We start from the raw sequence: 20,700 nt of genomic DNA, 5'->3' as shown, positions 1-20,700 counted from the left end.
TTCACCACCGGCGGAGACCGGTGGTCCCGGTGGTGGTCCCGGACGGCGCCCCGCCGGGGACGCTCAGCCCCCGGCGCCGTCCAGCACCGGCGCCACGTACTCCTCCCAGAAGCGGCGGGTGGCCCGGCGCAGGTCCTCGAGGCCGGCGTCGTTGACGATGACGACGTCGGCCGCGGCCCGGCGCTGTTCGTCGGTGGCCTGCGTGGCGATCCGGGCCCGGGCGGCCTCCTCGGTCATCCCCCGGTCCCGGACCATCCGCGCCACCCGCTCGTCCAGGTCGGCCTGGACGACCAGGACCAGGTCGTAGGCGCCGGCCTGCCCGGTCTCGACAAGCAGCGGCACGTCCTGGACCACGACGGCGTCGGGCCCGGCCTCGCGGACCAGGCGCCGTCCCTCGGAGCGCACCAGGGGGTGGATGATCCCGTTGAGCCGCTCCCGGGCGTCGGCGTCGTTGAAGACGAGGGCCGCGACCGCGGCCCGGTCCATCGTCCCGTCCGCGGCGATCGCCGCGGGACCGAAGGCCTCGCGGACCAGGGCCAGCCCCTCGGAACCGGGGGCGACGACCGCGCGGGCCAGGGCGTCCGCGTCGACGACGACGGCCCCCAGGTCCGCGAGCTCGGCGGCCACGGTGGACTTGCCCGAGGCGATGCCCCCGGTCAGGCCGATGTGCAGCCGGGGCCGCTGGGCCGGTGTCTCAGTCATCGCGGTCTCCTGTCGCCGGGGCCCCGTCCAGGACGGGCTGGACGTGGTCCTCCCAGAACCGCACGGTCGCCTCGGACAGGTCGGAGACACTGCCGTCGTTGACGATCACCGCATCCGCCACGTCCCGCCGCTCGGCGTCCGTGGCCTGGGCGTCGACCCGCTCCCACGCCTCCTGCACGGTCAGGTGCCGCTCGCGCACCAGGCGGTTGACCCGGGTCTCGGCGGGGGCCTCCACGGTGAGGACCACGTCGAAGTCCCGCACGGAGTCGGTCTCGAGCAGCAGGGGCAGGTCCACCACCACGACCGCGTCCGGCCCGGCCTCACGCGCCAACCGGGCCACCTCGTCGCGGACCCGCGGGTGCATGATCTCGTTCAGCCGTTCCCTCGCGCTGGTGTTGCCGAACACGATCCGGGCCAGGGCCGGCCGGTCCAGCTCTCCGGTGCCCGTGATGACGTCCGCCCCGAAGACCTCACGGATCTCCGCCAGGGCCTCCGAGCCCGGGGCCACGGCCTGGCGGGAGAGCGCATCGGCATCGATCACCAGGGCGCCGAGGGACTCCAGTTCGCGGGCGACGATGGACTTGCCCGAGGCGATCCCCCCGGTCAGCCCGACGTGGAGCAGGGCCCGCTCGCCCTGGGCCTGCTGCCAGTGCCAGGTCCTCGGCTGGTGCGTGTCGTGCTCGGGCTCGGTGCCCACCTCGTACTCGGGACGGATCACGTAGTCCTCGATGTCGTGCCCCTCGTCCTGGGCCCGGCGGTGGTACTCCTCGATGGGCAGCACCTTCTTCCACTGGCGCGTGCGGATCGGCTTCACCGAACCGGCGTCCTCGCGCAACGCCTGGAGCAGCATGGCCGACTGCAGCAGCATGACGACCATCACCGGCAGGCCGATGACGATGATGACCTCCTGCAGGGCGTTCAGCCCGTTCTCGCCCGAGGTGGTCAGGATGGCCGTGCAGACCAGGCCGACGGCCAGGGTCCAGAACACGCGCTGACGCCGGGGGGCCTCGTCCTCGTGCCCGTTGGCCATGGAGTCCATGACCAGCGCACCGGAGTCGATGGAGGTGACGAAGAAGACCGTGATGATGACCAGGGCGAAGATCGCCACGGGCAGGTACAGGGGGAAGGACTGCAGCAGCTGGAACAGCGCGGCCTCGACCTGCTGGTCCACGACGATCGTCTGCGTCAGGCTCCCCGCGTTCTCCCCGTCCCGGTCGATGCGGAACGCGTTCAGTCCGTAGGTGCCCATCCAGATGACGACGAAGGCCGTCGGCAGCCCGAGGCAGGCCACGACGAACTCCCGGATCGTGCGCCCGCGGGAGATCCGCGCCACGAAGAGCCCGACGAACGGCGACCACGTGACGGTCCACGCCCAGTAGAACACCGTCCAGTCGCCGGACCACTCCCCGCTGCCGAAGGTGTCGTTGAAGAAGGACAGGGCCGGCAGGTTGGAGAGGTACGCGCCGGCCGACTCCACGATCCCGCGCACGGTGTCCATCGTGGCGCCCCACATCAGCACGTAGAGCATCAGCGCCACCGCCATGATGATGTTGGCGTAGGACAGCCGCTTGACGCCCTTGTCCATGCCGGCCAGCACGGAGGCCAGCCCGGCGGCGGTGATCACGGCGATGATCACCGCCTGGATCCAGCCGGCCATCGGCACCCCGAGCACGTAGTTCATCCCCGAGTTGATCTGCAGGGCGCCGAGCCCGACGGAGACGGCGAGTCCGAACACCGTGGACACGATCGAGATGATGTCGATCGCCTTGCCCCACGGACCGTGGATGCCGTCCCCCAGCAGCGGCTGGAACGCCGAGGACACCCGCGGCGGCAGCTTGCGCTTGTACGTGAAGTAGCCGAACGCCAGCCCGGGCACGATGAGGATGGCCCACATGTGCAGCCCGAAGTGGAAGTTGGAGATGGACAGGGCCTGCATGGCCGCGGTGTCCGAGGCCGGCTCCGTGCCGTACAGCGGGGGGTTCGCGTAGTGGTTCATCGGCTCGGCGACGCCCCAGAACATCAGGACGGCGCCCACGCCGGCGGCGAAGATCATCCCGAACCAGGCCAGGCCGGAGTACTCGGGCTCGGCGTCGTCGTCGCCGATCCGCACCCGCCCGTACCGGCTGGCCGCCAGCAGCACGGCGAAGACCAGCATCAGGGACGCCCCGAAGGTGTAGAACCAGCCCGCGTCGTAGCGCAGGAACCCGGCCACCACCCCGAAGGCCCCCTGCACCTGGAGGGGGAACAGCGCCATGGCCGCGGTGAACAGGATGATCACCAGGGCCGAGATGAAGAAGATGTGCGGCCCGGTCCGCAGACCGAGCCTGTCGTGCAGTCGCGTGAGCATCACGGGCGCTTCCATGTGGGCCTCGCCCCGGTGGGCCGGGACGTGTGCGCGGGGGGCACGGACATTCAAGGTACCAAAGGACTCCCCCGTAGACTGGGGTGCATGCCCGAGGAGTCCCGCGCCACCCGGTTCACGGTGCTCCCCGGATCCGCCCGGGCCCGGCCCGTGGTCCACGAACTGGAGATCAGGCGCTCGCGCTTCATCGGGTGCCTGGCCCGGGTCGAGACCGAACAGCAGGCCCGCGAGTTCATCGCCGGGTTGCGCCGGCAGCACCACGAGGCCCGGCATGTGTGCAGCGCCTTCATCCTCGGCCCCGACCGGGACGTGATGCGGTCCTCCGACGACGGTGAGCCGGCCGGGACCGCGGGCATCCCCATGCTGGAGGCCCTGTCCCTGAGGGACACCGGAGGCGCACGCGACCTCTCGGACGTCTGCGCGGTCGTCGTGCGCTACTTCGGCGGGGTGAAGCTGGGTGCCGGCGGACTGGTCCGCGCCTACTCGGACGCCGTGTCCGCCGTCCTGGACACCGCCCCCCTGCTCGCGCGGCAGCGGATGGTGCTCGCCGGGGTCGAGGCCCCGCACGCGGAGGCCGGCCGCTGGGAGAACGAGTTGCGCGCGGCGGGGTTCGCGGTGCAGGACACCGACTACGGGGCCTCCTCCGCCACGGTGACGGTGGCCCTGCCCGACGACGGCCGCTCGACAGAGGCGTTCGCCGCCCGCCTGGCGTCCATCACGGCCGGGGCCGGGACGTTCCGCACGCTCGGCAGCGAGTGGGTGGACCTGCCGTGAACGCCACCGTCCCGTTCGGCCAGACTCCCCCGGTCGACCGCTCGGCCCTGACGGAGGGCTTCGCGTTCGTTGCGCTGTCCCGCTGGCCCTACCCCGAGGCGCCCGGACTGCAGGCCCACGACGCCGCGGACCTGCTGCTGCTGGACACCCTGCAGTCCTGGCTGGACACCGGGCACGCCGGTGCGGGGAGCGGGGCGCGGGACGCCGTCGTGGTGCTGGAGGACCGGCACGGTGCACTCACGCTCCCCCTGCTGGCGGCCGGTCACGACGTCCGGGTGGGGCAGGACGCCCTGGCCCACGAGCGGTCCCTGGAGGCCAACCTCGGCCGGTGGGCCACGCCGCTGCCGGGGACCCTGCACCGCGGAGCGGTGGACCCCGCCCTGGTGGCCGGGGCGCGCACCGTCCTGCTGGTCCTGCCCCGCTCGCTCGACGCCCTGGAGCAGTGGGCGCACCTCGTGGCCGAGCACGCCGCCCAGGACGTCCTCCTGCTGGCCGCGGGCCGGGACAAGCACATGACCCCGCGGCAGAACACCGTGCTGAACCGCTACTTTGACTCCGTGGTCCCCGGGCGCGGCCGCTCCAAGTCCCGCGTCCTCACCGCGCGCGGCCCGGCCCGCGGACGGCCCGCCCCCTTCCCCCGCACGGCGGTGCACACCCTGCCCGACGTCGGCACCGTCACCCTCGCGGCCCACGGTTCCACCTTCGGGGGCACCGCCGTGGACCCGGGAACGCGGTTCCTGCTCGAGAACATCGGGGGGATCGGAGACGTGGGGCGGGCCGTAGACGTCGGCTGCGGCAACGGCACGATCGCGGTCCACCTCGCGTTGCGGGCCCGCAGCGGGGGCCGGGAGGCCACGGTGGTCGCCACCGACCAGTCCGCCGACGCCTGCGCCTCCACGGTCCTGTCGGCCGGGCTCAACGGCGTCGCGGCCCAGGTGGAGGTCCGCCGGGACGATGCCCTGGCCTCCTTCCCGGACGCCAGCGAGGACCTGCTGGTGCTCAACCCCCCGTTCCACGCCGGCAACACGGTGGACACCCGGGTGGCGTTGCGGCTGTTCGACGCCGGCGCGCGCGTGCTGCGCCCCGGCGGCGAGCTGTGGTGCGTGTGGAACTCGCACCTGATGTACCGGCCCGAACTGGAGCGACGGGTGGGCCCCACCCGGCAGGTGGCCCGTGACCGCACGTTCACGGTCACGGTCAGCACCCGGCACTGAGCCCGGCGTGTCCGAGCCCGGGGCGGACCGCGTCGCGGGTCAGGTGCCTGCCGCACTCCGGACGCAGGAAGGCCCCGCACCGTGGTGGTGCGGGGCCTTCCTGTCATGCTGTCCGGATGGTCAGCGGCTCAGCCGATCAGTTGCCGGTGAGCTTCTCGCGCAGGGCGGCGAGGGCCTCGTCGGAGGCCAGGGTGCCCTGGTCCGCCTCGCCGCGGTCCTCGGAGGAGTAGGAGGCGGCGCCGGACTCGGCGGCAGCCGCACCCTCGACGTCCTCGTTGAGGTGGCGGGCCACCTGCTCCTTGTGGGCCTCCCAGCGGGCCTGGGCGTCGGCGTACTGCTGCTCCCACGCGGCGCGCTGGGTCTCGAAGCCCTCGAGCCACTCGTTGGACTCCGGGTCGAAGCCCTCGGGGTACTTGTAGTTGCCCTCGTCGTCGTACTCGGCAGCCATGCCGTAGAGCGCCGGGTCGAACTCGGTGCCCTCCGGGTCCACGCCCTCATTGGCCTGCTTGAGGGACAGCGAGATGCGGCGGCGCTCCAGGTCGATGTCGATGACCTTGACGAACAGCTCGTCGTTGACGGACACGACCTGCTCGGCGGTGTCGATGTGGCGCGAGGCCAGCTCGGAGATGTGCACCAGGCCCTCGATGCCGTCCTCGACGCGCACGAACGCACCGAACGGAACCAGCTTGGTGACCTTGCCCGGCACGACCTGGCCCAGGGCGTGGGTGCGGGCGAACAGCTGCCACGGGTCTTCCTGGGTGGCCTTCAGCGACAGGGAGACGCGCTCGCGGTCCATGTCCACCTCGAGCACCTCGACGGTGACCTCCTGGCCCACCTCGACGACCTCGGACGGGTGGTCGATGTGCTTCCAGGACAGCTCGGAGACGTGCACCAGGCCGTCCACGCCGCCCAGGTCCACGAAGGCACCGAAGTTGACGATGGAGGAGACGGTGCCGGTGCGGACCTGGCCCTTCTCCAGCTTGTGCAGGAAGTTCGAGCGGACCTCGGACTGGGTCTGCTCGAGCCAGGCGCGGCGGGACAGGACCACGTTGTTGCGGTTCTTGTCCAGCTCGATGATCTTGGCTTCCAGCTCCTGGCCGATGTACGGGGCCAGGTCGCGGACGCGGCGCATCTCGACGAGGGAGGCGGGCAGGAAGCCGCGCAGGCCGATGTCGACGATGAGGCCGCCCTTGACGACCTCGATGACGGTGCCGGTGACGACGCCGTCCTCTTCCTTGATCTTCTCGATGGAGCCCCAGGCACGCTCGTACTGAGCGCGCTTCTTGGACAGGATCAGGCGGCCTTCCTTGTCCTCCTTGGTGAGGACCAGGGCCTCCACGTTATCGCCCACGGCGACGACCTCATCCGGGTCCACGTCATGCTTGATGGAGAGTTCCCGGGACGGGATGACGCCTTCAGTCTTGTAGCCGATGTCGAGGAGCACTTCGTCGCGGTCGACCTTGACGACGGTGCCTTCGACCAGGTCGCCGTCATTGAAGTACTTGATCGTCTCATCAATGGCGGCGAGGAAGTCCTCAGCAGTGCCAATGTCATTGATGGCGACCTGCGGGGCGGTGGAGGTAATGGTCATGTAGTAGGGGCTCCGATGTGGATTGTTCACTCGGCCGGGCCAGGCGGACACACGTGACGACCGCGACACCCGGATAGTGGGTTGATTTGGATTATTGGGTATGCACAGAAAGTGCTCGGCCAGTCTAGCCGCCGTCCCAAGTCGCGGTCAAAGCGGGGCGTGCTCCCGGGGGCGGCCCTCCGGGACCACCGTCCGTCAGAACCCGGTCATGCAGTGGACGGGCCGGTCCTGCGCCAGCATCCCGGCCAGGGCGGCGGCGGCCCCGATCCGGTGCTCGGTGATCCTCCCGGCCTGGCGGAGCACCTCGGCGGACACCCCGCCCAGGTAGGCCCCGGACAGGTCCGCGACGTCCAGCTCCAGGTCCGGGTCCGCGCCCAGCGGCACGACGTCGGCCTCGCCGCCGGCCACGGTCAGGCGCCAGTCGCCCGCGGTGTGCCCGAGGCGGTCGTGCACCCGCAGGGTCAGCTCACCGTCGCGGGCCCAGGACCGGCCGCGCAGGGCCGCCGGGAGGTCCAGCAAGCGCAGCCACAGGTGGTCCTCTCTACCGGTGGTGCGCACCCGGCGGTGGTCCGCGAACAGGTGCTCCAGCAGGCCGTCGTCCGGCGCGCCGCGCCAGCTGACCCGCTCGATGAGGTCCAGGTTCGCCAGGAAGGACCACAGGGCCCGGGTGCTCTCCGCCGTGGTGGCGGACAGCAGCGAGACCCGGATGGTGGCCGGGTCCGAGTCCCAGCCGGCGAACCGGTAGGTGACGTACCCGCGGGGCGCCCCGCCGTCGTCGTAGTGGACCGCGGCGAACAGCCCCTGGTCCTTCCCGTGACGGCCCGACTCGATGGTGTCCGTCTCGTGGCCGCCGTAGGAGGCCATCCGCTGCACGGAACCGGGCGTCTGCAGGTAGGCCTGCCCGAACAGCCGCGGGCCCAGCCCGGCCAGGTCCCCCGGCTCCACCAGCTCGACGCGGCCGGTCACCGGTCCCGCCAGGGCGGCGTCCCCCCGGACGTCCACCTCGACGGAGCGCTGGGCGGTGGCCGCGCCGAAGCCGAAGCGGCGGTAGATGGTGGCCTCGGAGGCGGTCAGCGCCGCCAGCGGCAGGCCCCGCTCGGCGGCGATCGCCAGTTCCGACTCCATCAGGGCGCGCAGGATCCCGCGGCGGCGATGGCTCGGGGAGACGGTGACCTCGGAGATCAGGCGGGCGTCGACCTCCCGGCGCCGGCCGGTGTGCAGGCGCTTGTCGAAACCGGAGAAGGTGCCGACCGGGCGGTCGGCGGCCGGGTCGGCACCGGCCGCGTAGACGCCGGTGTAGGTGCGCCCGTCCGCGTGGGCGTAGCCGAGCAGCTGGTCCAGTGCGGTGCCCGTCGGCTCCGGCTCGTAGAAGCCGCGCTCGACGGTCCGCAGGAACAGGGCCGCGGCGGGGTCCTCCGCGGCCGGGCGGCCGGTGACCTCGAAGCGATGCAGCCGGAGTCCCTCGGGCAGGACGGGATCAGTGCGCGGCATCGTGCCAGCTCCGCCCGACGCCGACGTGCACGTCCAGCGGGACGGACAGTTCCGCGGCCGCTCCCATCCGCTCCTGGAGCAGGGTGGTGGCCGCGTCGAGTTCCTCGTCCGGGACCTCGAGGACCAGTTCGTCGTGGACCTGCAGCAGCAGCCGGGAGCGCAGTCCCTGCTCCACCAGTCCGGACTGGACGTCCAGCATGGCCTGCTTGATGATGTCCGCCGCCGAGCCCTGGATGGGGGCGTTGAGCGCGGCGCGCTCGGCCATGTCCCGCAACTGGCGGTTGTCGCTGTTCAGGTCCGGCAGGTAGCGGCGCCGGCCCAGGATGGTCGCGGTGAAACCGTCCTGGCGGGCCTTGGCCACGACCTCCTTGAGGTAGTCGCGCACCGCGCCGAAGCGGTCGAAGTAGCCCTTCATGAGGGACCGTGCCTCGTCGACGGGGATCTGGAGCTGCTTGGAGAGGCCGAAGGAGCTCAGCCCGTAGGCCAGGCCGTAGCTCATGGCCTTGACCTTGGCGCGCATCTCCGAGGAGACGTCCTGGGGCTCCACGCCGAACACCTGGGCGCCGACGAAGCGGTGCAGGTCCTCACCCTCCCGGAACGCCTGGATCAGGGCCTCGTCCTCGGACAGGTGCGCCATGATGCGCATCTCGATCTGGGAGTAGTCGGCCGTGAGCAGGGTGCCGTAGCCCTCCCCCACGACGAACACCTCGCGGATCTTCCGGCCCGCCTCGGTCCGGACCGGGATGTTCTGCAGGTTCGGGTGCAGGCTGGACAGCCGCCCGGTGGCGGCGGCGGTCTGCGAGTAGGTGGTGTGGATGCGCCCGTCCCCGGCCACCGTGTCCAGCAGTCCCTCCACGGTCTGGCGCAGCTTGGTGGCGTCCCGGTGGAGCATGAGGTTCTCGAGGAAGGGGTGCTGGGTCTGGGCCAGCAGGTCGGTGAGCGAGTCCACGTCCGTGGAGTACCCGGTCTTGGTCTTGCGCGTGCGCGGCATGTCGAGCTTCTCGAACAGCAGCGCCTGCAGCTGCTTGGGCGAGCCGAGGTTGACCTTCTCCCCGCCGGTGGCCTCCGCCACGGAGGCCCACGCCGATTCCTGGGCGGACTGCATCCGCGTGGTGAACTCCTCGAAGAGCCCGTCCAGCACGGGCCGGTCCACGGCGATGCCGGCCAGCTCCATGTCCACGAGCACCAGGGCCAGCGGGATCTCGAGGTCCCGCAGCAGCTGCTGGGCCCCGCGCTCGAGCAGCTGGGGCACGAACACCTCGGACAACCGGCGCACCATCCAGGCTGCGCGGACGGTGGCGGCGGCCCGGGCCTGGAGCAGCGCAGCCCCGGCGTCGGCCCCCTCGGCCTCGGCCGCCCCGAGGTCCAGTTCCAGCTGGTCCCCGGCCTGGGTCGGGTCGTCCTCCATCTCGAGGGTGGACTGCAGGTACGCCTGGACGAGGGCGTCCAGGCCGTAGCCCCGGCGGTCCGGGGAGATCAGGTAGGCCGAGAGCAGCACGTCGTCCACGACGCCGGCCAGCGCCACGGCGCGCCCCAGTGCGGTCCGGGCACCCGAGGCCTTGAGGGCCTTGCCGGCCGCCTTCAGGTCGTACACCGCCTTCTGCGCACCGGACTGGGACAGATAGTCGGCCAGCACCGGGCCGGCGCCGGCGTCGGGCGTGTCCAGGGGGACGTAGACGGCGGCGCCCTCCGCCACGAGCGCCGCCCCGAGCGGGACCCCGTAGTCCCCGGGGGCCGGGATCTTGCGCTTGGGCAGGATGGCGGGCCCGTCCAGGACCACGTGCACGCCCACCAGGTTGGCCCCGTGTGCGGTGATGAACGCCTCCAGCTCCTCGGCGGTGGTGGCGACCGCGAAGTCCGGGGTCTGCTCGGCCGGGGCGGCCTCGGGCTCGCCGCCCAGCCGTTCGGCGAGGGTGTCGAACAGGCGCTGGCGCACGGCGTTGAACTGCAGGGCGTCGAAGAGGTCCTCGATCTGCTCGTGGTCCGGGTGCTCGAGCTCGGTGGCCTCCAGCGCCACGGGCAGGTCCATGTCCGTCACCAGCGCGTTGAGCCTGCGGTTGCGGCGGACGGACTCGGCGTGGTCCCGCAGGGACTGGCCCGCCTTGCCCTTGATCTCCTCGGCGTGCTCCAGGACCTGTTCGACCGTGCCGTACAGCCCGATCCACTTCGCGGCGGTCTTCGGGCCCACGCCCGGCACGCCCGGCAGGTTGTCGGCGCTCTCCCCCACCAGGGCCGCCAGGTCCGGGTAGCGCTGCGGGGGCACGCCGTACTTCGCCTCGATCGCGGCGGCGTCCATCGGCGGGATGTCCGAGACGCCCTTCTTCGGGTACAGCACCAGGGTCCGGTCGGTGATGAGCTGGAACGCGTCCCGGTCGCCCGAGACCACCCGGGTCTGCCAGCCGGCCGCCTCGGCCTGGGCCGCCATCGTCGCCACGATGTCGTCCGCCTCGAAGCCGTCCACCGTGATGGTGGGGATGTTCATGGCCTCCATGACCTTCTGGATCAGCTCGACCTGCCCGTGGAACTCCTCCGGGGTCTTGGACCGGCCCGCCTTGTACTCCTCATACTGCTCGGAGCGGAAGGTGGGGGTGTCCAGGTCGAAGGCGACCGCGACGTGCGTGGGCTTCTGCTGGCGGATCATGGTCAGCAGCATGGTGGTGAAGCCGTAGACGGCGTTGGTGTGCTGACCGGTGTCCGTGACGAAGTTGTCCACCGGCAGGGCGTAGAAGGCCCGGAAGGCCATCGAGTGGCCGTCGATGACCAGCAGTCGCTGGGCGGTGTCAGGTGCGGAATTGCTCGAATCAGTCACGGGTGCCAGCCTAATGCTCATGGACTCAGCCCAGACACGCGCCCCCGCCGCGGCCCCCTACGCCTTCGTCCCCGGGGTCACGCCGGACCCCTCGCCCGAGGAGCTGCGGCGGCTCATGCTGGACTCGGGGATCCCGGAGGAGATCCACGGCAGGCTGGGCCGGCTGGGGATCAGTCCGCTGACCGCCAAGATGGGCATCGTGTTCCAGGAGATGACCGTGGAGCGCATGGTCGCCACCATGCCGGTGGCCGGCAACGAGCAGAACGCCGGGCTGCTGCACGGCGGGGCCCACCTGGTGCTGGCCGAGACCCTGGGGTCCATCGCCGCGGTCCTGCACGCCGGCAAGCCGGTGGTCGGGATCGAGATCGGGGCCACGCATCACCGGGGGATCCAGCGGGGCACCGTGACGGGGACCTGCACACCGATCCACCTGGGCGGGACGCTGACCACGCACGAGATCGTCATGACCGACGAGCAGGGACGGCGGCTGTCCAGCGCGAGGATCACCAATATGATCCTCGACCCGGAGCGCCGGAAGGACTAACGGCCGCGGGCGGTCGCACCGCCCCGCCGCCAGTGCCCCAAGTGGGACTCGAACCCACACATCTCTCGATACCGCATTTTGAGTGCGGCGCGTCTGCCAGTTCCGCCATTGGGGCCCGCCGGGATCCGGCGAGGCAACTCCACAAGGATACACGCGCGACCGCCGGGACCCGGCCTCGGGATACGCTGAACCGTGAGTCCCGTGAACCGTCCCCACCTGCGAGGAGCCACCATGCCGACCGAGAGCACCGCCCCGAGCACCGATGAGCCGTTGCGCGTCGTCGTCGCCGAGGACGAGACGCTGATCCGCCTCGACATCGTGGAGATCCTCTCGTCCCAGGGCTATGCGGTGGTCGGCGAGGCGGACAACGGCCAGCGGGCGGTGGAGCTGGCCACGGAGCTGCAGCCGGACGTGGTGCTGATGGACGTGAAGATGCCCATCATGGACGGCATCACCGCCGCCGAGCAGATCGCCCGGGACCGGGTGGCGCCCGTGGTGCTGCTGACCGCCTTCAGCCAGCGAGAGCTGGTGGAACGGGCCCGCCAGGCCGGGGCGATGGCCTACGTGGTCAAGCCCTTCAGCGAGAACGACCTGGTGCCGGCGATCGAGTTGGCGGTGGCCCGGTTCGAGGAGCTGCGCGCCCTGGAGGCCGAGGTCTCCGACCTCACCGAGCAGTTCGCCACCCGCAAGCTGGTGGACCGGGCGAAGTCCGTGCTGACGACCACCCTGGACCTGTCCGAGCCCGAGGCCTTCCGGTGGATCCAGAAGACCTCCATGGACCGTCGCCTGACGATGCGGGAGGTGGCCCAGACGGTCATCGACCAGATGGGCTGACTCCGCCGGCGGGGTCCGCTGAGCCCGCACCCTCCTCGAAGCGGTGATAGCGGTGATAGCGGTGATGCAGCCTCCGGACCTGCTCCGCGAGCTCCTCGTCCGGGCCGTCGACCGGCACCCCGGGGGCGACCTGCCGGATGGACAGCGCCGCGACCGGTCCGGGCGGGACTCCCAGCCCGCGGAACCACCGGCCCAGCTGGGCACTCGAACTGGCGTAGACGATCCGTCCCAGTCCCACCCAGGCATGCGCGGCGGAGCACATGGCGCAGTGCTCACCGGAGGTGTAGACCACGGACGTGGACCGCTGGTCCGGGCTCAGGTGCCCGGCGGCCCACCGGGCGATCGCGAACTCCGGGTGACGCGTGGCGTCCCCGCCGCCCACCCGGTTGTGGTCCTCGAGGAGCACGGCGCCGTCCGCGGAGACCAGCACGGAGCCGAAGGGCTCGTTCCCGCTCCCCAGGGCCGCCTCGGCCAGTTCCACGCATCGCCGCAGGTGGCCGCGGTCCGTGTCCGTGATCATCTCAGAGCGGGGACCGCGCCGGCCACACGCCCACCCGTTCCCGCGCCGGACGCTGGTAGCCCTGCAGCAGTCCGCCGGAGTCCGCGAGGTCGCCGATCCGGTGCACCTTGACCGTGTTCGTGGAACCCGCCTGGCCGGGAGGCGAACCGGCCGCGATGACCACGAGGTCGTTGACCCCGGCGATGCCCTCCTTGAGCAGCGAACGGTCCACCTGGGCCGTCATCTCGTCGGTGGAGTCGGCGAACGGCACCATCTTCGGCAACACCCCCCAGGACAGGCACAGGATGTTGTGGGTGTGCTCCACGTGGGTGAACGCGTAGACCATCTGGTGCGGCCGCAACCGGGACAACCGCCGGGCCGAGTCGCCGGACTGCGTGAAGGTGGCCAGGTAGCGCACGTCGAGCTGGTTGGCGATGTCCACGGCGGCCCGGGTGATGGCCCCGCCGCGGGTCTTCGGCCGCGACCCCAGCGGCAGGATCCGGTCCAGGCCGTGGGTCTCGGTGGACTCGATGATCCGGGCCATCGTCTCCACGGTGACCACCGGGTACTTGCCCACCGAGGTCTCGCCCGAGAGCATCACGGCGTCGGCGCCGTCGAGCACCGCGTTGGCGCAGTCCGAGGCCTCGGCGCGGGTCGGCCGGGGGTTGTCGATCATCGACTCGAGCACCTGCGTGGCCACGATGACCGGCTTGGCCCAGCGCCGGGCCAGCTCGATGGCCCGCTTCTGCACCACCGGGACGTCCTCGAGCGGCAGTTCCACGCCCAGGTCGCCGCGGGCCACCATGATCGCGTCGAACGCGTCCACGATCCCGTGCAGGGCCTCCACCGCCTGCGGCTTCTCGATCTTGGCGATGACCGGGACCTTCCGGCCCTGCTCCGCCATGATCTCGTGCACGCGTTGCACGTCCTGGGCCGAGCGGACGAAGGACAGCGCCACCATGTCCACGCCGAGGTCCAGCGCCCAGCGCAGGTCCTCCTCGTCCTTCTCCGACAGTGCCGGGACGTTGACCGCCACGCCCGGCAGGTTGATGCCCTTGTTGTTGGACACGGTGCCCGCCACGGTGACCTCGGTGACCACGTCCGTGTCCGTGACCTCCACGGCCCGCAGCGCGACCTTGCCGTCGTCGATCAGCAGGGTGTCCCCGGTGCGGACGTCCTGCGGCAGCCCCTTGAAGGTGGTGCCGCACCGCTCGGCGGTGCCCTCCACCTCCTGGGTGGTGATCGTGAACCGGTCCCCCACGGCCAGCGCGTGCGGCCCGTCGGCGAACCGGCCCAGCCGGATCTTCGGGCCCTGCAGGTCGGCGAAGACCGCCACCGGGCGGTCCAGGTCCGTGGCGGCCCGGCGGATGTCCGCGTAGGTCCGCTCGTGCACCTCGTACGTGCCGTGGCTCATGTTCATCCGCGCGACGTCCACGCCCGCGGCGATCAGCGCCCTGGTGTTCTCGTATCCCTCCGTGGCCGGACCGAACGTGGCAACGATCTTCGCGTGTCTCATGGTTCCACCCTAACGAGCGGAAGGTCCCTTCCGGGACTGACGCGGGACGACGTGCGGGTGAACGACCGGATCATCCGCGCACCCGGGCCTCGGCCGCCTCGGAGGCGTACTCACGCCGCCGCGGCCGCAGGGCACCGTCGTCGGCGCGCACCGCGATCGGCCGGTCCGTGGGCTCCACCGGGGAGGGCAAGCGGGTCCAGCTCTCCAGCGACTCGTCCACGGCCCGGGCACAGGCCCGGCCCTCGGCGATCGCCCACACCACCAGCGAGGCCCCGCGCCCTGCGTCGCCGGCCACGAACACCCCCGGGGTGTCCGTCTCGTACCGCCGGTCCCGGCGGACCAGGCCGCCCTCGAGCACGACGCCGGCGCCGTCCGGTCCCTGGGTCAGCCCGGTGTCCTCCACCCCCGTGAACCCGAGGGCCAGCAGCACGAGGTCGGCCGGGATCTCCCGTTCGGTGCCCGGCCGGGGCACCCGCCGCCCGTCCGGCAGGTACTCGGTCTCCGCCACCCGCAGGGCGCGGACGTGGCCGTTGCCGTCGTCGAGGAACTCCACGGTCGAGGCCAGGTACTCGCGGGTGCCGCCCTCGGCGTCGGCGCTGGTCACCTCGAAGACCTTCGGCATGGTGGGCCAGGGCTGGTCCTCCGGCCGCTCGGTGGGCAGTTCCCGGCCGATCGCCAGCGTGGTGACGGAGGCCGCGCCATGGCGGTGCGCGGTGCCGATGCAGTCCGCGCCGGTGTCCCCGCCGCCGAGCACGATCACGTGCTTGCCGTCGGCCCGGATCTGGTCCGGGACCTGCTGGCCGGCCACCACCCGGTTGGACTGCACGAGGTAGTCCATGGCGGGGTGGATCCCGGCCAGGTGCCGGCCGGTGACGGGCAGGTCGCGCGGCACGGGCGCACCGGTGGCGATGATGACGGCGTCGTAGCGCTCACGCAGTTCGGACCACGTGATGTCCTCGCCGATGGACACGGAGGTGCGGAACCGGGTGCCCTCGGCGACCATCTGCTCGATGCGCCGGTCCAGGATGTCCTTCTCCATCTTGAAGTCCGGGATGCCGTAGCGCAGCAGTCCGCCGACCTTCTCGTCCCGCTCGAAGACGGCCACCGTGAACCCGGCCCGCGTGAGCTGCTGGGCCGCGGCCAGCCCCGCCGGGCCGGAGCCGACGACGGCCACCGTGTGCCCGTTGAGCCGCTGCGGGATGACCGGATCGAGCCAGTCGTTGTCGAAGGCGGCGTCCGCGATCGACACCTCGGTCTGCTTGATGGTCACCGCCGGCTGGTTGATGCCCAGCACGCAGGAGGACTCGCAGGGCGCCGGGCAGATGCGCCCGGTGACCTCGGGGAAGTTGTTGGTGGCGTGCAGCCGTGCCGCCGCCTCCTCCATCCGGCCCTGGCGGACCAGGTCGTTCCACTCGGGGATGAGGTTGCCCAGCGGGCAGCCCTGGTGGCAGAACGGCACGCCGCAGTCCATGCAGCGCCCGGCCTGCTGGCGCACCACGGCCGGGTCCTGCCGGGCGTAGACGTCCTTGAAGTCCATGATGCGCACGGGCACCGGACGGGACGGACGGTCCCGGCGTTCGCGGTTGGTCAGGAATCCACGGGGATCAGCCATTGGTTGCCTCCAGAATCCGACCCCAGGCGTCGACGCCGTCCGGGTCCAGTCCTTCATCGATGACGGCCGCGCGGGCCTTGAGCACGGCGTCGTAGGTGGCCGGCAGCACGGTGGTGAACCGGGGCAGGGCCTCGTCCAGCGTGGCCAGCAGGTGGGCCGCCACCGGCGACCCGGTCTCGGCGTGGTGCCGGGCCAGCAGTTCGGCGATCGCCTCCCGGTCCTCGGGCCGGGGTTCCAGCAGCAGCAGGTCCCCGTTCGCCATCGCCAGCGGGTTCATCACGGTGCGGTCCAGGTCCAGGACCCAGGCCACACCGCCGGACATGCCGGCCCCGAAGTTGCGCCCGGTGCGGCCCAGGATCAGGGCCCGGCCACCGGTCATGTACTCGCAGCCGTGGTCCCCGATGCCCTCCACGACGGCGCTGGCCCCCGAGTTGCGCACCAGGAACCGCTCGCCCACGCGACCGCGAAGGTACAGCTCGCCGGACGTGGCCCCGTAGCCGATGACGTTGCCCGCCACGACGTTGTCCTCGGCGGCGAACCCGGCCCGCTCGTCCGGGCGCACGACGATCCGTCCGCCGGACAGGCCCTTGCCCACGTAGTCGTTGGCGTCGCCCTCGAGCCGCAGGGTGATGCCCGCGGGCACGAACGCCCCGAGGGACTGTCCGGCCTCGCCCGTGAGCCGCACGGTGATGGTGTCGTCCGCCAGCTCGTCCAGCAGCCGGGCCCGGGTCACGTGGTAGCCCAGCATGGTCCCGGCGGCACGGTCGGTGTTGACGATCGCCTTGGACACCTCGAGCGGCTGCCCGGTGGCGATCGCCGGCTCGGCGGCGGTGATGAGGTCGTTGTCGAAGTGCCGGTCCAGCTCGTGGTTCTGCCCCGTGTGGCTGAGCAGCTGCCGCGCCTTCTCGGGGTCGGCCGGATCGTAGCCGGACAGGATGCCGGACAGGTCCAGCCCACCGGTCTTCCAGTGGTCCAGGGACTCGTCCCGGTCGAGGACCTCGATGTGGCCGATCGCCTCCTCGAGGGACCGGAAGCCCAGCTCGGCGAGGTACTCCCGCACCTCCTCGGCGATGTACTCGAAGAAGGTGACCACGAACTCCGGGGTCCCGGTGAAGCGGGAGCGCAGCTCGGGGTTCTGGGTGGCCACGCCCACGGGGCAGGTGTCCAGGTGGCACACCCGCATCATGATGCAGCCGGAGACCACGAGCGGCGCGGTGGCGAAGCCGTACTCCTCGGCGCCCAGCAGGGCGGCGATCACGACGTCCCGGCCGGTCTTCAGCTGCCCGTCGACCTGGACCACCACGCGGTCGCGCAGCCCGTTGAGCATCAGCGTCTGCTGGGCCTCGGCCAGGCCCAGCTCCCAGGGGGCGCCGGCGTGCTTGAGCGAGTTCAGCGGCGAGGCGCCGGTGCCGCCGTCGTGGCCGGAGATGAGCACGACGTCGGCCTTGGCCTTGGTCACGCCGGCCGCCACGGTGCCCACCCCGGACTCGGAGACGAGCTTGACGTGCACGCGGGCGGCCGGGTTGGCGCGCTTGAGGTCGTGGATCAGCTCGGCGAGGTCCTCGATCGAGTAGATGTCGTGGTGCGGCGGCGGGGACACCAGGGACACCCCGGGCGTGGAGTGCCGCGTGGACGCCACCCAGGGGTAGACCTTGGTGCCCATCAGCTGGCCGCCCTCGCCGGGCTTGGCGCCCTGGGCCATCTTGATCTGCAGGTCGTCCGCGGTGGCCAGGTACAGGCTGGTCACGCCGAAGCGGCCGGAGGCGATCTGCTTGATCGCCGATCGGCGCTCCGGGTCGAGCAGCCGCTCGGGGTCCTCTCCGCCCTCACCGGTGTTGGACTTGCCGCCCAGCCGGTTCATGGCGATGGCCAGCGTCTCGTGCGCCTCCCGGGAGATGGAGCCGTAGCTCATCGCCCCGGTGGAGAAGCGCCTCACGATCGAGGAGACCGGCTCCACCTCGTCCAGCGGGACCGGCTCGCGCACCCCCGTCTTCAGGCGCAGCAGTCCGCGCAGGGTCATCAGGTCCTGGGACTGCTCGTCCACCCGGCGGGTGTAGTCCTTGAAGACGTCGTACTGGCGGGTCCGGGTGGAGTGCTGCAGCCGGAACACCGTCTCCGGGTTGAACAGGTGCGGCGGCCCGTCCCGGCGCCACTGGTACTCCCCGCCCGTCTCCAGCTCGCGGTACGGGTCGATGTCGTTGCCGTCCGGCGGGTACGCCGCCCAGTGCCGCTGCTGGTTCTCCGCGGCGATGACCTCCAGCCCCACCCCGCCCATGGGGGTGTGGGTGCCGGCGAAGTACCGGTCCACGAGGGACCGGGACAGGCCGATGGCCTCGAAGGTCTGGGCGCCGCAGTAGGAGGCGACCGTGGAGATGCCCATCTTGGACATGATCTTCTGCACGCCCTTGCCCAGGGCCTTGATCAGGTTGGCCACGGCCTGCTCCGCGGTGACGCCGGTGATGGCGCCGGTGCGCACGAGCGCCTCGGCGGACTCCATGGCCAGGTACGGGTTGACGGCCGAGGCGCCGTAGCCGATCAGCACCGCCACGTGGTGGACCTCGCGGACGTCCCCGGCCTCCACGAGCAGCGAGGCCCGCGTCCGGTTGGCGGAGGACAGCAGGTGGTGGTGCACGGCCGAGAGCAGCAGCAGCGAGGGGATCGGCGCCCACTGGGCGTTGGAGTCGCGGTCGGAGAGCACGATGAACTGCACCCCGCGGTTCACCGCGGTGGAGACCTGCTCGCAGATCTCGGTGAGCCGGGCGCGCAGGCCGGCCGCGCCGGCGTCGACCCGGTACAGGCCGCGCACCTTCAGGGCGACCTTGGCGCCGCGGCGCGAGGGTCCGCCCTCGGAGGGCTGCTCGCGCAGGTTGGCGATCTTGGCCAGCTGGTCGTTGTCGATCACGGGGAACTCGAGGTTGACGTGCCGGGTGCGCACCTGCTCCGTGGACAGCAGGTTGCCGTCCGGGCCGATCGAGGTGCGCATCGAGGTGACCAGTTCCTCGCGGATCGCGTCCAGCGGCGGGTTGGTGACCTGCGCGAAGGACTGCGTGAAGTAGTCGAACAGCAGCCGCGGCCGCTTCGAGAGCACAGCGATCGGGGTGTCCGTGCCCATGGCGCCGAGGGGCTCTGCACCCGTGGCGGCCATGGGCCCGATGAGCACGCGCAGCTCCTCGGTGGTGTAGCCGAAGGTCCGCTGGCGGTGGGCCACGGACTGGGCCGAGTAGCGCACGTGCTCGCGCTCGGGCAGGTCCGCGAGGTCCACCAGGTTCTCGGCCACCCAGCGGCGCCACGGGTTGGCGGCGGCGACCTCGGCCTTGACCTCGTCGTCCTCGATGATCCGGCCGGCCACGGCGTCCACGAGGAACATCCGGCCCGGGGCCACGCGGCCCTTTCGGACGACGCGCGCGGGGGCCAGGGGCAGCACGCCGACCTCGGAGGCCAGCACCACCAGACCGTCGTCGGTGACCCAGTAGCGGGCCGGGCGCAGGCCGTTGCGGTCCAGCACGGCGCCGACCTGGCGACCGTCCGTGAAGGCGACGGCGGCGGGCCCGTCCCACGGCTCCATGAGCATGGAGTGGTACTGGTAGAACGCGCGCCGGTCCGGGTCCATGGAGCCGTGGTTCTCCCAGGCCTCCGGGATCATCATCATGACCGCGTGGCTCAGCGGCCGCCCGCCCAGCATCAGCAGCTCGGCCACCTCGTCGAAGGACTGGGAGTCCGAGGCCCCCGGCGTGCAGATGGGGTAGAGCTTCTCCGGGTCCTCGCCGAGCACGGGAGAGTCCAGCAGGGACTGCCGGGCGCGCATCCAGTTGCGGTTGCCCTTGACGGTGTTGATCTCGCCGTTGTGGGCGATGGTGCGGAACGGCTGGGCCAGCGGCCAGGACGGGAAGGTGTTGGTGGAGAACCGGGAGTGCACGATCCCCAGCGAGGTCTTGAACCGGGGATCGGACAGGTCCGGGTAGAACGGCTGCAGCTGCCCCGTGGACAGCATGCCCTTGTAGACGATGGTCTGCGGGGACAGCGACGGGAAGTACACGCCGAAGCGGTTCTGGGCCCGCTTGCGCAACCGCCAGGCGCGCACGTCCAGGGAGTCCTCGGCGGTGATGAACAGCTGCTCGAAACGCGGCATCACCGATCGCGCGGAGGCACCGATGACGGTCTCGTCGACCGGGACCGGGCGCCAGCCCAGCACGGTCAGCCCCTCGTCGGCGGCCAGTCGCTCGATCCCCGCCACGGCCTCGTCGTACTCGGCCTGGGGCTGGGGCAGGAAGGCGGTGCCGACGGCGTAGTCCCCGGCGGCGGGCAGCTCGAAGCCCACGACGGCGCGCAGGAACTCGTCCGGCACCTGCATCAGCAGGCCGGCGCCGTCGCCGGTGCCGTCGTCGCCGCCGACGCCGCCGCGGTGCTCCAGGTTGCGCAGGGCCACCAGGGCGTGCTCGACGATGTCGTGGCCGGGCGTGCCGCGCAGGGTCGCGATCACGGCCAGGCCGCAGTTCTCGGTCTCCGTGTCCGGACGGTACAGGCCCTGCTCGGGCGGGATGGCGGAGAAGCGGTTGAACGGGTTCTTCGGGTCCCGTGCCATGGCCTCGGCGGCGCTGTCGTCGGGCAGCGCCGCGTCATCGTCTCGGGGGGCGTTCTCCGCAGCTGGGCGTGACGTCATGGAGGTCCTTCCGGTGTGCCGAGCGAACTCGGGCGGTGGAAGGGGACGTCGTTGGCCCCGGTGACGGCTCAGGCACGCTGGAGATCATCCGC

The 20,700-nt window shown here is 71.7% G+C and carries 12 protein-coding genes, 1 tRNA gene and 1 pseudogene; 4 read left to right on the top strand and 10 right to left on the bottom strand.

The window, feature by feature from the left end; translation table 11 throughout:
* Positions 1-63: 63 nt before the first annotated feature.
* Together coaE (Q0283_RS06080) and coaE (Q0283_RS06075) are read right to left on the bottom strand one after the other, a co-directional pair.
* Entirely contained in the window at positions 64-702 is a 639-nt protein-coding gene (coaE, locus tag Q0283_RS06080; RefSeq protein WP_183525728.1) for a dephospho-CoA kinase, read from the bottom strand.
* Positions 695-3,064: a dephospho-CoA kinase gene (gene coaE, locus Q0283_RS06075; RefSeq protein ID WP_183525725.1), complete on the bottom strand. Its 2,370-nt coding sequence runs from the start codon at positions 3,062-3,064 to the stop codon at positions 695-697. Before coaE (Q0283_RS06075) ends, coaE (Q0283_RS06080) begins: the two co-directional genes overlap by 8 nt.
* An 87-nt stretch (positions 3,065-3,151) precedes the next feature.
* On the opposite strand from coaE (Q0283_RS06075), the gene Q0283_RS06070 reads away from it, so the two are divergent.
* Together Q0283_RS06070 and Q0283_RS06065 are read left to right on the top strand one after the other, a co-directional pair.
* Positions 3,152-3,838 (top strand): YigZ family protein, encoded by a 687-nt coding sequence (locus tag Q0283_RS06070; protein WP_183525722.1) that lies wholly within the window; start codon positions 3,152-3,154, stop codon positions 3,836-3,838.
* Entirely contained in the window at positions 3,835-5,052 is a 1,218-nt protein-coding gene (locus Q0283_RS06065; RefSeq protein WP_183525719.1) for a class I SAM-dependent methyltransferase, read from the top strand. Before Q0283_RS06070 ends, Q0283_RS06065 begins: the two co-directional genes overlap by 4 nt.
* Before the next feature lie 136 nt (positions 5,053-5,188).
* Here Q0283_RS06065 and rpsA read toward each other — a convergent pair whose 3' ends face one another.
* From rpsA to polA, 3 genes are all read right to left on the bottom strand, one after another.
* Complete coding sequence (gene rpsA, locus Q0283_RS06060) at positions 5,189-6,643, bottom strand: 30S ribosomal protein S1 (protein WP_183525716.1); 1,455 nt, start codon at positions 6,641-6,643, stop codon at positions 5,189-5,191.
* A 195-nt stretch (positions 6,644-6,838) separates the two neighbouring features.
* Complete coding sequence (locus tag Q0283_RS06055; protein WP_298043703.1) at positions 6,839-8,134, bottom strand: GNAT family N-acetyltransferase; 1,296 nt, start codon at positions 8,132-8,134, stop codon at positions 6,839-6,841.
* A complete protein-coding gene (gene polA / locus Q0283_RS06050) occupies positions 8,121-10,964 on the bottom strand; it encodes a DNA polymerase I (RefSeq protein WP_298043700.1) in 2,844 nt (947 codons plus the stop codon). Before polA ends, Q0283_RS06055 begins: the two co-directional genes overlap by 14 nt.
* Between polA and Q0283_RS06045 the strand changes: the two genes are divergently transcribed.
* Positions 10,957-11,487, top strand: coding sequence for a hotdog fold thioesterase (locus Q0283_RS06045; RefSeq protein ID WP_183525707.1), 531 nt, complete (start codon positions 10,957-10,959; stop codon positions 11,485-11,487). The genes polA and Q0283_RS06045 overlap by 8 nt on opposite strands.
* A gap of 33 nt (positions 11,488-11,520) precedes the next feature.
* Here the strand turns inward: Q0283_RS06045 and Q0283_RS06040 are convergent.
* Positions 11,521-11,602, bottom strand: a tRNA-Leu gene (locus Q0283_RS06040).
* 116 nt (positions 11,603-11,718) lie between these two features.
* Between Q0283_RS06040 and Q0283_RS06035 the strand changes: the two genes are divergently transcribed.
* On the top strand, positions 11,719-12,321 hold the full coding sequence (locus Q0283_RS06035; protein WP_183525704.1) for an ANTAR domain-containing response regulator: 603 nt from the start codon (positions 11,719-11,721) through the stop codon (positions 12,319-12,321).
* Here Q0283_RS06035 and Q0283_RS06030 read toward each other — a convergent pair.
* From Q0283_RS06030 to gltB, 4 genes and pseudogenes are all read right to left on the bottom strand, one after another.
* Positions 12,302-12,841: a nucleoside deaminase gene (locus tag Q0283_RS06030; protein WP_183525701.1), complete on the bottom strand. Its 540-nt coding sequence runs from the start codon at positions 12,839-12,841 to the stop codon at positions 12,302-12,304. The genes Q0283_RS06035 and Q0283_RS06030 overlap by 20 nt on opposite strands.
* Before the next feature lies 1 nt (position 12,842).
* Positions 12,843-14,336: a pyruvate kinase gene (gene pyk / locus Q0283_RS06025; RefSeq protein ID WP_183525698.1), complete on the bottom strand. Its 1,494-nt coding sequence runs from the start codon at positions 14,334-14,336 to the stop codon at positions 12,843-12,845.
* Positions 14,337-14,484: 148 nt separating this feature from the next.
* Positions 14,485-15,948: pseudogene (locus Q0283_RS06020) on the bottom strand (glutamate synthase subunit beta); the annotation flags it as partial.
* Entirely contained in the window at positions 15,941-20,530 is a 4,590-nt protein-coding gene (gene gltB / locus Q0283_RS06015; protein WP_298043753.1) for a glutamate synthase large subunit, read from the bottom strand. The pseudogene Q0283_RS06020 and the gene gltB, both read right to left, overlap by 8 nt.
* Between the last annotated feature and the right edge of the window lie 170 nt (positions 20,531-20,700).

It is taken from the genome of uncultured Citricoccus sp., assembly GCF_937871995.1.
Taxonomy (GTDB): Bacteria; Actinomycetota; Actinomycetes; order Actinomycetales; family Micrococcaceae; genus Citricoccus.
This window is presented reverse-complemented; position numbering and strand designations above follow the sequence as displayed.

Bases quoted from the DNA above. Each gene is read 5' to 3' on its own strand.
- gltB (WP_298043753.1), bottom strand. From the start codon at position 20,530: ATGGCACGGGACCCGAAGAACCCGTTCAACCGCTTCTCCGCCATCCCG.
- Q0283_RS06070 (WP_183525722.1), top strand. From the start codon at position 3,152: ATGCCCGAGGAGTCCCGCGCCACCCGGTTCACGGTGCTCCCCGGATCC.
- pyk (WP_183525698.1), bottom strand. From the start codon at position 14,336: ATGAGACACGCGAAGATCGTTGCCACGTTCGGTCCGGCCACGGAGGGA.
- Q0283_RS06045 (WP_183525707.1), top strand. From the start codon at position 10,957: ATGCTCATGGACTCAGCCCAGACACGCGCCCCCGCCGCGGCCCCCTAC.
- Q0283_RS06055 (WP_298043703.1), bottom strand. From the start codon at position 8,134: ATGCCGCGCACTGATCCCGTCCTGCCCGAGGGACTCCGGCTGCATCGC.
- Q0283_RS06030 (WP_183525701.1), bottom strand. From the start codon at position 12,841: ATGATCACGGACACGGACCGCGGCCACCTGCGGCGATGCGTGGAACTG.
- polA (WP_298043700.1), bottom strand. From the start codon at position 10,964: ATGAGCATTAGGCTGGCACCCGTGACTGATTCGAGCAATTCCGCACCT.
- coaE (WP_183525728.1), bottom strand. From the start codon at position 702: ATGACTGAGACACCGGCCCAGCGGCCCCGGCTGCACATCGGCCTGACC.
- coaE (WP_183525725.1), bottom strand. From the start codon at position 3,064: ATGGAAGCGCCCGTGATGCTCACGCGACTGCACGACAGGCTCGGTCTG.
- rpsA (WP_183525716.1), bottom strand. From the start codon at position 6,643: ATGACCATTACCTCCACCGCCCCGCAGGTCGCCATCAATGACATTGGC.
- Q0283_RS06035 (WP_183525704.1), top strand. From the start codon at position 11,719: ATGCCGACCGAGAGCACCGCCCCGAGCACCGATGAGCCGTTGCGCGTC.